Raw genomic sequence first — 11,749 nt, 5'->3', positions numbered from 1 at the left:
CCGGAAAAGACACACTTTTCTTTACTTAACCCCCGACTAGCGCCTAATCGCAGCAATAAAAAAATGACGCGACCTGCTCGCTGTCCATTCCACAGGGACGGCGCACGGGTCGCGTCATTTTTTCGAGTGCAATTGGAGGTTGCTATGACTGCAGTGGAAGAAGCTCGGATAATCAAGGGAACCGGTCTCCACCTGATGCTCATACTAACGACCACCAGCACTAATGGAAATAAGAAAACGAGAATGTTTCGTTAATCACCCCCATGACGGCCATCTCAAACGCTTACACTCTCCACCCAAAGTCCCAGCGGCCCGACTGGCAGACATGACAAAAATAGCCATCCACCTGGCTTTGTAGGTTAGCATTACCTAATATTGCCGACCGTCGGCGATAGTCCGAATTCAATAGCAACCCCCAACCGCAACGGGGGTAGTTTTCCGGGAAGGCTGGGCGCAATATCCGTCGTCAAGCGATTCCACATCACCAATCGGGAAAAAACTTTTAAAAAAACAAGTGTCTCTCATCACACTCATGCATAATGGGGTACAACAGTCATAGTCACTATGACGATGAACCGAGGCCATCGCGTTTATCTGCAGCGTTTATCTGCGACGTACGAAAAGGCCTTAAGACAAAAATTCCACGACAATATTTCTAGGAGCATGTCATGAAGGACTTTCTGCCCCGTACTCACTTCGAAGAAGAGCACAACATGTTCCGCGACATGGTTCGCGGCTTCGTCGAGAAGGAAATCACCCCGAACGTAGAGCGCTGGCACAAGGAAGGCCAGCCGGATCGCGAGGTCTTCAAGAAGGCCGGCGAGCTCGGTCTGATTGGTATGTCCACTCCGGAGGCATACGGCGGCGGCGGAGAGATGGACTTCCGCTACAACCAGGTCCTGAACGAGGAGCTTTCCAACGCCGACTGTGGCTCCATCGTCGTTTCCTTCGGCGTTCTCAACGACCTGGTCGCTCCGTACCTGGCTAAGTTCGGCAACGAAGAGCAGAAGCAGAAGTACCTGGCTTCCATGAACGCCGGCGATACCATCGGCTGCCTCGCCATGACCGAACCGGGCGCAGGTTCCGACCTGGCAGGTATGCGCACCTTCGCCAAGAAGGACGGCGACCACTACGTCCTCAACGGCACCAAGATCTTCATCTCCAACGGCATGATGGCCGACTTCACTCTCGTCGCAGCTATCACCGACCCATCCAAGGGCCGCGCTGGTGTCTCCATGTTCATCGTCGACGCCGACCTCGAGGGCTTCACCAAGGCTGGCCCGCTACAGAAGGTCGGCCTGAAGGCTCAGGACACCGCTGAGCTCAACTTCGACAACGTCCGCGTTCCGGCCGAGAACCTGCTCGGCGAAGAGGGCGCTGCCTTCGGCTACCTGCGCACCAACCTCGCTCACGAGCGCCTGACCCTGGCTTGCGGCTCTGTCGCAACTTCCCGCCGCGCCTGGACCCTGGCTTACAAGTACGCTCAGGAGCGCGAGGCATTCGGTCGCCCGATTATCCAGCACCAGGTCCACGGCCACTACCTGGCTGACATCGCCACCCGCGTCACCGCCCTGCAGGCTTTCGTTGACCAGGCCGTTATGGCCCACAACGCTGGCCAGCTGGACGAGACCGGTGCTTCCATGGCCAAGTACTGGACCACCGAGGAGCAGCAGGACATCGTTACCCGCTGCCTGCAGATGTTCGGCGGCTACGGCTTCATGCTCGAGTACCCAATCTCCACTCACTACCTCGACTCCAAGGTCCAGACCATTTACGGTGGCACCAACGAGATCATGAAGGAGATCATCTTCCGTCGTATCGCCAAGGGCGGCGCAGAGTAAACAGCGCACGTCGGTCTAGCCGATTCGCCCCAAACCCCGTCAGGTCTTCCTGGCGGGGTTTTTGCATACCTCAAAGTAGGTGGCTGGCGATTATTTACGAGGCTGGATTAGAGCTCCCTTCCCCCGTGCCACACCCCTCACCAAAAAACATTACCCCCTACAAAACCGAAACTATACAATGAGACACCCATCTCATATACTAAGATTCTGTTAGGTAATGGTGATGCACTTCACCAAATTCCCTCCTAGGCCGCGCGAGCGCGTGACCGGAGATGAAGGATTGGAGTTCCAGAGGTATGAGCACAACCAACTCGACCGCTACCCCTCAGCGAAGGGAGGTGTTTTCCACCCGAGCAGCCTTCATTTTCGCCGCTATCGGCTCGGCAGTCGGGCTTGGAAACATCTGGCGTTTCCCCTATGTCGCGTATGACTCCGGCGGTGGCGCTTTCCTTATCCCCTACCTGGTCGCACTTCTGACCGCAGGTATCCCACTGCTCTTCCTCGACTTCGCCATCGGACACCGCTTCCGCGGGTCCGCACCGAAGTCGATGCGTCGCATCAAGCCCTGGGCTGAGCCAATTGGCTGGATTCAGGTCGGTATCGCCTTCTTCATTACCGTCTACTACGCCGTTATTATCGCGTGGTCCTTCATCTACGCCTGGAAGTCCATCCGCAAGAGCTGGGGCCCAGATGCCGAGACCCACTTCATGAAGGACTTCCTCCAAGTAGACACCGAGAGCGTCTTCTCTCTGGACTTCGTCCCCTCGATTTCCATCGTCCTGCTCATTGTCTGGGTACTCGTCATCGGCATTCTGGCCGCTGGTGTGGACAAGGGCATCGGCAAGGTCTCGATTATCTTCATCCCACTGTTGACCATCCTCTTCGTCGCAGTGGTCATCTACTCCCTGACGCTCGACGGCGCTGCAAAGGGCCTGGACGCATTCTTCACCCCAGACTGGTCCGCACTCACTGACTCCAGCGTATGGATTGCCGCCTACGGCCAAATCTTCTTCTCCCTGTCCGTGGCCTTCGGCATTATGCTGACCTACGCCTCCTACCTGAAGCCACGCACGAACCTCACCGGTTCCGGCCTGGTCACCGCGTTCGCAAACTCCTCCTTCGAGGTTCTCGCCGGTATCGGTGTCTTCGCCACCCTGGGCTTCATGGCAGCGCAGTCGGGTCAGGCCGTTGACGAGGTCGCAACCTCCGGTATTGGTCTTGCCTTCATCGCCTTCCCGACGGTCATCTCTGAGATGCCAAAGCTCATCGGCTCCGTCTTCGGCCTGTTGTTCTTCCTCTCCCTGGCAATCGCCGGTGTGACCTCCCTGATGTCGCTGCTCGAGGTCGTCGTCTCCGCAGTCAAGGACAAGCTGAACCTCGGCCGCGTCCAGGCCACCCTCACCGTCGGTGGCGCCATGGCCGTCATCTCGCTGCTGGCCTTCCCGACCACCTCAGGTCTGGTAACCCTCGACATCGTCGATAAGTTCACCAACAACGTCGGTATCGTCCTGGTTGCACTGATGACCATCATCGCAATCGACTGGATCCTGCGCCGCACCAACGAGTTCGCCATGCACCTCAACGCCGTCTCTTCGTTCAAGGTCGGCACCATGTGGCAGATCTTCGTCGGAAACATCACGCCGGTCATTCTCGCCGTCATCCTGTTCCAGGAGCTCATTGGACTTTTCCAGGAAAACTACGAAGGCTACTCCGACACCCAAATCGACATCTTTGGCTGGGGTGTCATCGGCGTGATTCTCATCGGCGCTCTGATTATGGCCATCCTGCCTTGGCGCGGCCAACACCGTCTCGATGGCCCTCCGGGCTCGGACTTCGGTGTGACGCCAGATTTCAAGCGGTCCTCACACCTGCCACGCAAGCACACTCCGGAAACCGAGGAGGTTTAAGCCAAATGTCCGGTATCGCAATTGTCATGATGGCACTGTTCATCATCGTCATCTGGGGCGGTCTGGCGGTCTCGCTGGTCAACCTATCCAAGCACCCTGACGAGGTTTCCGGTGAGCTGGGAGATCACCCAGAGCTCACCAGTGAAGTACTAGGAGCACAGGAAGAGCAGTAGTTCTTCACTACTATCTCTCCCCTGCCACTCCAGGTATCTGCCTTACTCACCTACGAAATGCGGTGGTCGCTTCTCCAAGAACGCGGCCACCGCTTCCTTATGGTCGGCCGAGACCGCCAAACGAGCCTGCGCGTCCGCCTCCGCCGCAGCTGCAGCCAAGGTATCCCGGCGCAGCAGAGCCTTAATCTCCTTCAGCGCGGCCGTCGGCCCCGCCGCAAACTGGGCAGCCAACTCGCGTGCCCGAGTCGCTGGATTATCCACCACTTCAGTGACCAGGCCGAGGCTCAGGGCTTCGTCGGCAAGCACCTTCTTATCGAAGAGCAACAGCTCACGCGCCTTCGCGTCACTGACCATGCGCGGCAGCAGCGCCGACATGCCACAGTCCGTGGCCAGGCCAATCGACGGGAACGCCGCCTTGAACGACGCCTTCGGGCCGGCGATACGGAAATCACAGTGTAGCGCCAGCGACCAGCCGGCACCCGCCGCAGCACCTTCGATAGCGGCAATAACCGGAACGTTAATCGCGGTCAGCTCCGCGACCATCGGGTTGTACTCCTCGACAACCTTGCCCATGCCGGCGCCGGACTGCAGGTCAGAAATGTGCTCCTTCAAGTCCTGGCCCGTACAAAACGCCTTCGGCCCGCCGAGCAGGATAACAGCGCGCACATCCGGCTCCTGCGCACGCTCAAAAGCGGCTTTCAGCTCCAAGCGGAGATTCTTATCCAGGGAGTTATAGGCATCCGGGCGATCGATGGTGATGGCTAGAATGCCGTCGGAAAAGTCTTGAGTAACGTTGCTCATAACCTCGCAGGTTATCGCAATCTCCCCCGCCTCGGACGCACTTTTGCACCAAATCACCCGCCGCGAGTAACAAGGGACACATGACACTTCCACGCCCCGCCACGCCTGACGACGTCCACGAGATCGTCGACCTCATCAAAGACCTGGCGGCCTACGAAAAAGAACCCGATGCCGTCCGACTGACCCCCGAGCGCCTGCGCGAACAGCTCTTCGGGGACAACCCTGCGATTTTCTGCCACGTCGTCGACTCCACATCCGGAAATTTGGACGACGGCGCCGGTGGCGGTGATGGTGGCGATGGCGTTGGTGGCGGTGTTGAAGGCAGCCCGCGCCTCGACGGCATTGCCCTGTGGTTCCTCAACTACTCCACCTGGGAAGGCACCCACGGCATCTACCTCGAAGACCTCTACGTCCGCCCCGAGGCACGCGGCACGGGCAAGGGCAAAGCACTGCTGCAGAACCTCGCGCGAATTGCCGTGGAGCGAGGCTACTCACGTATCGAGTGGTGCGTCCTGAAGTGGAATCAACCCTCCATCGACTTCTACCGTTCCCTCGGCGCCTTCCCCATGGACGAATGGGACACCTTCCGCCTCACCGGCAGCGCCCTGCGTGACTTCGGGGCGTAACAGACGGCAGCGCGTGCTGCGGCGGTACGGCGGTACGGCTGCGGTGCGTTTTGCGCAGTGAAAAGTCCGGATGTGGATAACTGCTAAACCGGCTGACTTATCCACAGCCTGCCCCCATAGGCGTTGTCCCCCTACATCCGGACTTTTACCTTCAAAGGCATGACAGTTCTTGGGACGCTCGCCGCACTGGCCTCGCGCGGAATGGACACGCTGGCGGAACTCCACGCCGCGCGTCCCGACGGCCGCGACGCCACCTCCCACCTGGCGGCAACCCTCGGCCTTGACCCGGCGCGCCTCCGGCTTTTGCTACGCGTCGCCGCCCACTATCTCCAACCCGCTGACACCGAGGAAAACACCAAAGCCCGCGAAGATGCCACCGCCCTTGCGCGCCAGCTCGGCCTCAGCCTGGACACCTGCGTGCTTATCGACAAGCGCAGCCGCCAAGCCAACAACGCCGAACTCCACGACAACCTGCGGCTTACCTTCGTCGCTGCCGCCGAACGCCTCGGCTTCGAAGAACTCGATCTCTACATGCGGGAAACTCTCACCGAGCTCAACACCGAAGACGAGCCACCCCAGCATCTGCGCGCCCGATTTTCCCGGAAGGTAGACATCCGGGGAATGAAGCACTTCCACATCTCCGGCCCCTCGGATATGCTCGACAATCTCCTGTCGCCGCTTACCATCCGCGCCGCAGAAATCCGGAAGTCCCATCCGGAGTTTTCCCACGACCGTTGCGTCGGTCAGGCGCTTGCCGAGCGCCTCGAGCATGCCGATGCCGCAATGCCCGTCGACAAGCTCGATGAAATGCGCTACCAACCCGCCATCATCATCACCGCACAAGACCTCATCGACTACAGCCCGCGCTTCGCCGCCACCACCAACGGCTCCGCGCTCGCGCCCGACGTCTTCCTCAACGCCCTACTCGCCGACACCGGGTGGGCCGTGCTTTACGACGAACACAGCGCCATTACGGACTTATTTCCCATCGGCAACCCACGTCTGGCGACTGAAGAGCAGCGCATCGCGATGCTCATCGACAACCCCATCTGCGCCTGGCCCGGCTGTGAACGCCCCGCCTATAGCGGACAAGCGCACCACCTAGTCGCCCACAAAAACGGCGGCACAACCACGCTGGACAACCTCACCATGGTCTGCCGAGAACACAACGGGCTTAACGACGACGACCGGGAAGGACGCAACGGCCACCTCGAACGCATCCCCACATCCGGACATATTCGATGGCGCCCGCCGGATAAAACTCGGCCGCCGCTGTTTAGCAACTCATTCGTGACATCAATGTCCGGGAGGTCCTACGCCGGATACCGGGCAGGCACGACGAAACAGCTCGGGCCGGAGCCACCACCTCCGGACCAAAACCCGGATGTACGGGAAAACCCGTCCTAGCGCACTGCTAGAACGGGTACTTGCGCTGCAAAAACGCAGAATTAGATGAGGTTCCAGTCCTCGATGCCGTCGTAAAGCGGGAATTCCTGAGCAATCTTCGAAACACGAGCACGCAGGGAGTCAACATCCGCATTCTTGCCGGCGGCGAGAGCAGTACCGATGACATCGGCGACCTCGGTGAAGGCCTTCTCGTCGAGACCACGGGTGGCCAGCGCCGGAGTACCGATACGAAGTCCGGATGTAACCATCGGAGGACGCGGGTCAAACGGAACAGCATTGCGGTTGACGGTAATGCCAACAGCGTGGAGCAGATCCTCGGCCTCCTGGCCGTTCATCTCAGAATTGCGCAGATCCGCCAGAACCAGGTGGACATCGGTGCCGCCAGTGAGAACATCGACGCCAGCCTCGGCGCAGTCGGAAGCGGTGAGACGCTCAGCCAGAATGCGGGCACCAGCCAGAGTGCGCTCCTGGCGCTCCTTGAACTCCTCGGTACCAGCAATCTTCAGCGCCACGGCCTTGCCGGCGATGGCGTGCATCAGCGGACCCCCCTGCTGCCCCGGGAAAACAGCGGAGTTCAGCTTCTTGGCGTACTCCTGCTTAGCCAAAATCATGCCCGAACGAGGACCACCGAGGGTCTTGTGAACGGTAGTCGACACAACGTCAGAATGCGGAACCGGCGACGGGTGCAGACCGGCGGCAACCAGGCCTGCGAAGTGCGCCATGTCCGTCCACAACTTCGCACCGACCTCATCGGCGATGGAACGGAAAGCTTCGAAGTCGAGGTGGCGCGGGTACGCCGACCAACCTGCGATGAGAACATCCGGCTTTTCTGCGAGCGCCTGCTCACGCACCTTGTCCATATCGATCCGCATAGTGTCCTTGTCCACACCGTATGCGGCGACGTGGTAGAGCTTGCCGGAGAAGTTCAGCTTCATGCCGTGGGTCAGGTGACCGCCGTGTGCCAGGTCGAGGCCCATAATCTTGTCACCGGCGTTGATTAGCGCATGCAGAACGGCAGCGTTGGCCTGCGCACCTGCGTGTGGCTGAACGTTGGCGAACTCAGCGCCGAAGAGCTCCTTGGCGCGGTTGCGTGCCATGTCCTCGACGACGTCGACGTATTCGCAGCCACCGTAGTAACGACGGCCCGGGTAGCCTTCGGCGTACTTGTTGGTCAGAACCGAGCCCTGAGCTTGCAGCACTGCACGTGGAACAAAGTTCTCACTGGCAATCATTTCGAGCATGTCACGCTGACGAGAGAGCTCCCCTGCCATTGCCTCTGCGAGGTCGGGATCGAGTTCACGCAGCGATTGGTAGCGGACATCGTTATTGTTAGACCCGGTCATGAGTAGGTTTTCGACCTTTCAATGAAACTTCAATGCCACAGGCCATGCTAGCCCTTTATGGGGCAAACCACGAAAGCAGCACCATTCAGGTATGCCCCCTTTATTGACTCGTTTTCCGGTTTTCGGCACCCCCTTGGCACAATTGGAAGTATGACGCGCGCAACATCCCCCAGCCCGTACGTCGAGTTCAAACGCGAGCAGTGGCGCGAAATGCGCAAGAATATGCCTCTGGTGCTGACGGAAGAGGAAGCTGAACGACTTTCCGGTATCGGTGAAAACATCGACCTGGACGAAGTCGCCGAGGTCTATCTTCCGCTTTCTCGTCTGATTCACATGCGTGTGGCGGCGCATCGGGAGCTGAACGCCGTAACGTCGAACTTTCTTGGGGAAAATCCTTCGAAGGGGGCGTCGGTGCCGTTTATTATCGGCGTCGCGGGTTCGGTGGCGGTCGGCAAGTCAACGACGGCGCGTTTGCTGCAGGTCCTGCTCGAGCGCTGGGAGACTAATCCGCGGGTGGACTTGGTTACTACTGATGGCTTCCTCTATCCTTCTGAGGAATTGAATCGCCGTGGGATTATGCAGCGCAAGGGGTATCCGGAGTCGTATGATCAGCGTGCGTTGATGCGGTTTGTCACGGCGGTGAAGTCGGGGGCGCGGCATGTGAAGGCGCCGGTGTATTCGCACACGCTCTATGACCGGGTGCCGGATGAGTTCGTCGATGTCGATCGTCCGGACATTCTCATTCTCGAGGGGCTCAACGTTTTGCAGACGGGCCCGACGCTGATGATTTCCGATCTTTTCGATTTCAGTGTCTACGTCGATGCCCCGCGCGCGGACATCGAACGCTGGTACATTAATCGTTTCCTCAGTCTCCGCCAGACGGCGTTTCGCGCTCCGGGCGCGCACTTCGCGGATTACGCCACGCTTGACGACGAAGCTGCGGCCGAGGTGGCCCGACGCATTTGGCAGCAGGTGAACTTGCCGAACCTGACGGAAAATATTTTGCCCACTCGAGTGCGGGCGTCATTAGTTCTTACGAAGTCTCGGGACCACAAGGTTTCGAGGGTCCGGATGCGCAAACTCTAACATCCGGAAATTTTTCCGGATGTAGGGAGGTTATTTGCCGAAGCGGCGTGAGCGCTGCGAAAAGTCTCGAAGTGCGCGGAGGAAGTCGATGCGGCGGAATTCGGGCCAGTAGGTATCGGTGAACCAAATCTCGGAGTAGGCGGTTTGCCAGAGGAGGAAGCCGCTGAGCCGCTGTTCTCCGGAAGTGCGGATGACTAGATCGGGGTCCGGTTGTCCGGATGTGTAGAGGCGGCGAGAAATGGCATCGGTGGTGATGCGCTCCTCAAGCTCGGAAGCATCGATTCCCTCGGCGACTGATTCCCGGATGATTCTGCGTACTGCGTCGACGATTTCCTGCCGGCCGCCGTAGCCAACGGCGATGTTGACCTGGATGCCGGTGTTGTTCGCGGTGACTTCTTCGTCGTGACGCAGCCGGGCGGTCATTCTTTCCGGAAGGAGCTCGAGGTGGCCGACCATGCGCAGGCGCACGTCGTTAGGCGATTGCGCCAATTCGTCGACGACGTCGGCGATGATGTCGAACAGTAATTCCAGCTCTTCGGGGTCTCGCCCGAGGTTTTCGGTGGAGAGCAGGTAGATGGTGACCAGCTCGATTTCCTGCTCGGCGCACCAGCCGACGAATTCTGCGATTTTGCGGGAGCCGACGCGGTGGCCGTGGCTGACGTCGGTGAATCCAGCCTCCCTCGCCCAGCGGCGGTTGCCATCGGCCATGATGGCAACGTGCTTGGGGCGAGGTTTTCCTTCTAGCTCTTGGGCTAGTTTGCGCTCGTAGAGCGGATAGGCGATCCGCCGGAGTGAGGACGGCTGGTTTTCTTTCACATATGTAACCCTACCCAATGGGCACGGCCACTTTGTGCTTAGTCGCGTGCCTGCCGACGCTTCCGAACTTCTGCCGCAAGCGTACGCAGCAGCCGGTCGGTGGTTTCCCAATCCATGCACGCATCGGTGACGGACTTGCCGTATACGAGGCCCTTACGACCATCGGTAATTTTTTGCGCGCCGGCTTCGAGGAAGGACTCCATCATGATGCCGGTGATGCGCTCGTCGCCGCCCCCGATGAGCTTGCCGAGCTCCTCAACGACCTCGGCCTGGCGCACCTCGGATTTTCCGGAATTGGCGTGGGAGGCATCCACCATGATGCTGACGGTTTGCTCGGCCTTGTTCAGGCGCGCTTCGGCGTCGTTAAGCGATTCTTCGTCCCAGTTCGGGCCGGAGGTGCCACCGCGGAGGATGATGTGGCAGTTGTGGTTGCCGGCGGTTTCGACAACGGCGGCGCGGCCTTGGTCGTTCATGCCGAAGAAGAAGTGCGGGTTTGCTGCGGAGACCAGCGAGTCCACGGCGACCTGGACGTTGCCGTCGGTGCCGTTCTTGAAGCCGATGGGCACGGAAAGTCCGGAAGCGAGCTGACGATGGACCTGCGACTCCGTGGTGCGCGCACCAATTGCACCCCAGGAGACGGCGTCGGAAATGTACTGCGGGCTGTTGGGCTCGAGGAATTCGGCGCCGGCGGGCAGGCCGGTGCGCAGGACCTCGATGAGTACCTCGCGGGCCATGTGCAGGCCCTTGTTGATTTTGAAGGAGCTATCCAGGTCGGGGTCGTTGATGAGTCCCTTCCAGCCGACGGTGGTGCGCGGCTTTTCGAAGTAGACGCGCATGACGACCAGCAGGTCCTCGTCGAGCTCATCGGCGGTGGCCTTCAGGCGGCGGGCGTAGTCGATGGCGGCCTCAGGGTCGTGAATGGAGCACGGGCCGACAACGACCAGCAGACGATCGTCTTCACGGGCGATGACGCGGGCGACGTCGAGTCGCGACTGCTCTACCTCGTTAACCAGGTTTGGGGTCAGTGGCTGTTTGGCCATGACCTCTTCTGGGGAGGGCAGGTCGTGGAAGGCTACGACGCGGCGGTTCGCGGTCGAGGCGGGGGCTTCGAGGGAAGTTGGAGGGGTCATCTGAGGTCTCTTTTCTCTGGGTGATTAGTTGCGCATTTTGGCTGTAGATACGACAAAAGGCAGCGCCCCGATTGGTTGGGGCTGCTGCCTTTGGCTCCGGTTGGTGGCGACGTGACGATTAGCCGCCGGCTGTGACTAGGTCGTCACTGCCTCCGGAGCCTTCGAAAAATAAAATCGCCACATACGCATGTGCTTGACTGTAGCGCACTGCCTAGAATCCCGCAATTCGAACTCCAAATCCCGCCACATGGGAAACAATCAGGGGTGCACACATTGCCCGTCGTCAAGCGGCGCGCACATGCCTTGACGCTAACTACTCCGCTTCACGACGCTGCTCTGCTGCAGCCATCGCTTTATCCACGGCCTCGGAATCAAAGGGATCCATACCGTGCGCCTCGGCAAACTTCCGGCGGGCGGCCATGCGCTTCGCGCGCCGCGAGAGATCCCAGCCGAGAGCCAGGATGACGATGAGCAAAACGACAATGATGAGCAGGCCAATAGGAGAGGCCTTACCGAAGTCAGCACCCCGCGGACCAGTGGGGTTCTGCGCCAGGAAAATTGTCGTGCGAGCCGCCAAGGCGTCGAAGCTTTCAATCATGAGTTCCAGCTTAGCGTTAAT

The 11,749-nt window shown here is 59.7% G+C and carries 11 protein-coding genes; 6 read left to right on the top strand and 5 right to left on the bottom strand.

Features of this window, described 5'->3' with window-relative positions; genetic code table 11:
• Positions 1–668 precede the first annotated feature (668 nt).
• The 3 genes from HMPREF2878_RS08960 to metS all read left to right on the top strand — a co-directional run bounded on the left by HMPREF2878_RS08960 (position 669) and on the right by metS (position 3,921).
• Positions 669–1,841 carry an acyl-CoA dehydrogenase family protein gene (locus tag HMPREF2878_RS08960; protein ID WP_070653369.1) on the top strand — a complete coding sequence of 391 codons (1,173 nt, stop codon included), beginning with the start codon at positions 669–671 and terminating at the stop codon, positions 1,839–1,841.
• Positions 1,842–2,137: 296 nt separating this feature from the next.
• Complete coding sequence (locus HMPREF2878_RS08955; RefSeq protein WP_070566595.1) at positions 2,138–3,748, top strand: sodium-dependent transporter; 1,611 nt, start codon at positions 2,138–2,140, stop codon at positions 3,746–3,748.
• A 5-nt stretch (positions 3,749–3,753) separates the two neighbouring features.
• A complete protein-coding gene (gene metS / locus HMPREF2878_RS08950) occupies positions 3,754–3,921 on the top strand; it encodes a methionine/alanine import NSS transporter subunit MetS (RefSeq protein WP_070546075.1) in 168 nt (55 codons plus the stop codon).
• Positions 3,922–3,963: 42 nt separating this feature from the next.
• On the opposite strand, the gene HMPREF2878_RS08945 is transcribed toward metS, so the two are convergent.
• Positions 3,964–4,722: an enoyl-CoA hydratase-related protein gene (locus HMPREF2878_RS08945; protein WP_070429185.1), complete on the bottom strand. Its 759-nt coding sequence runs from the start codon at positions 4,720–4,722 to the stop codon at positions 3,964–3,966.
• An 80-nt stretch (positions 4,723–4,802) separates the two neighbouring features.
• Here HMPREF2878_RS08945 and HMPREF2878_RS08940 point away from each other — a divergent pair, with 80 nt between their 5' ends.
• Together HMPREF2878_RS08940 and HMPREF2878_RS08935 are read left to right on the top strand one after the other, a co-directional pair.
• Complete coding sequence (locus tag HMPREF2878_RS08940; protein ID WP_070653368.1) at positions 4,803–5,348, top strand: GNAT family N-acetyltransferase; 546 nt, start codon at positions 4,803–4,805, stop codon at positions 5,346–5,348.
• A 159-nt stretch (positions 5,349–5,507) separates the two neighbouring features.
• Positions 5,508–6,755 carry an HNH endonuclease signature motif containing protein gene (locus HMPREF2878_RS08935; RefSeq protein WP_246821950.1) on the top strand — a complete coding sequence of 416 codons (1,248 nt, stop codon included), beginning with the start codon at positions 5,508–5,510 and terminating at the stop codon, positions 6,753–6,755.
• A 41-nt stretch (positions 6,756–6,796) separates the two neighbouring features.
• Here the strand turns inward: HMPREF2878_RS08935 and glyA are convergent, their stop codons facing one another.
• Positions 6,797–8,098, bottom strand: a complete 1,302-nt coding sequence (gene glyA, locus HMPREF2878_RS08930) for a serine hydroxymethyltransferase (protein WP_005510713.1) — start codon at positions 8,096–8,098, stop codon at positions 6,797–6,799.
• A 150-nt stretch (positions 8,099–8,248) separates the two neighbouring features.
• On the opposite strand from glyA, the gene coaA reads away from it, so the two are divergent.
• Complete coding sequence (gene coaA, locus HMPREF2878_RS08925; protein ID WP_038626177.1) at positions 8,249–9,184, top strand: type I pantothenate kinase; 936 nt, start codon at positions 8,249–8,251, stop codon at positions 9,182–9,184.
• A gap of 30 nt (positions 9,185–9,214) precedes the next feature.
• Here the strand turns inward: coaA and HMPREF2878_RS08920 are convergent, their stop codons facing one another.
• The 3 genes from HMPREF2878_RS08920 to HMPREF2878_RS08910 form a co-directional block, all read right to left on the bottom strand.
• Positions 9,215–10,000: an isoprenyl transferase gene (locus tag HMPREF2878_RS08920; RefSeq protein ID WP_016423188.1), complete on the bottom strand. Its 786-nt coding sequence runs from the start codon at positions 9,998–10,000 to the stop codon at positions 9,215–9,217.
• A 38-nt stretch (positions 10,001–10,038) separates the two neighbouring features.
• On the bottom strand, positions 10,039–11,130 hold the full coding sequence (locus HMPREF2878_RS08915) for a 3-deoxy-7-phosphoheptulonate synthase (RefSeq protein WP_049172260.1): 1,092 nt from the start codon (positions 11,128–11,130) through the stop codon (positions 10,039–10,041).
• Between the two features lie 313 nt (positions 11,131–11,443).
• Positions 11,444–11,728: a hypothetical protein gene (locus HMPREF2878_RS08910; RefSeq protein ID WP_048733974.1), complete on the bottom strand. Its 285-nt coding sequence runs from the start codon at positions 11,726–11,728 to the stop codon at positions 11,444–11,446.
• Positions 11,729–11,749: the final 21 nt, after the last annotated feature.

It is taken from the genome of Corynebacterium sp. HMSC065H09 (assembly GCF_001812845.1).
Classification (GTDB): Bacteria; Actinomycetota; Actinomycetes; order Mycobacteriales; family Mycobacteriaceae; genus Corynebacterium; species Corynebacterium jeikeium_D.
This window is presented reverse-complemented; position numbering and strand designations above follow the sequence as displayed.

Bases quoted from the DNA above. Each gene is read 5' to 3' on its own strand.
- HMPREF2878_RS08960 (WP_070653369.1), top strand. From the start codon at position 669: ATGAAGGACTTTCTGCCCCGTACTCACTTCGAAGAAGAGCACAACATG.
- HMPREF2878_RS08910 (WP_048733974.1), bottom strand. From the start codon at position 11,728: ATGATTGAAAGCTTCGACGCCTTGGCGGCTCGCACGACAATTTTCCTG.
- HMPREF2878_RS08915 (WP_049172260.1), bottom strand. From the start codon at position 11,130: ATGACCCCTCCAACTTCCCTCGAAGCCCCCGCCTCGACCGCGAACCGC.
- HMPREF2878_RS08935 (WP_246821950.1), top strand. From the start codon at position 5,508: ATGACAGTTCTTGGGACGCTCGCCGCACTGGCCTCGCGCGGAATGGAC.
- HMPREF2878_RS08945 (WP_070429185.1), bottom strand. From the start codon at position 4,722: ATGAGCAACGTTACTCAAGACTTTTCCGACGGCATTCTAGCCATCACC.
- glyA (WP_005510713.1), bottom strand. From the start codon at position 8,098: ATGACCGGGTCTAACAATAACGATGTCCGCTACCAATCGCTGCGTGAA.
- HMPREF2878_RS08955 (WP_070566595.1), top strand. From the start codon at position 2,138: ATGAGCACAACCAACTCGACCGCTACCCCTCAGCGAAGGGAGGTGTTT.
- metS (WP_070546075.1), top strand. From the start codon at position 3,754: ATGTCCGGTATCGCAATTGTCATGATGGCACTGTTCATCATCGTCATC.
- coaA (WP_038626177.1), top strand. From the start codon at position 8,249: ATGACGCGCGCAACATCCCCCAGCCCGTACGTCGAGTTCAAACGCGAG.
- HMPREF2878_RS08940 (WP_070653368.1), top strand. From the start codon at position 4,803: ATGACACTTCCACGCCCCGCCACGCCTGACGACGTCCACGAGATCGTC.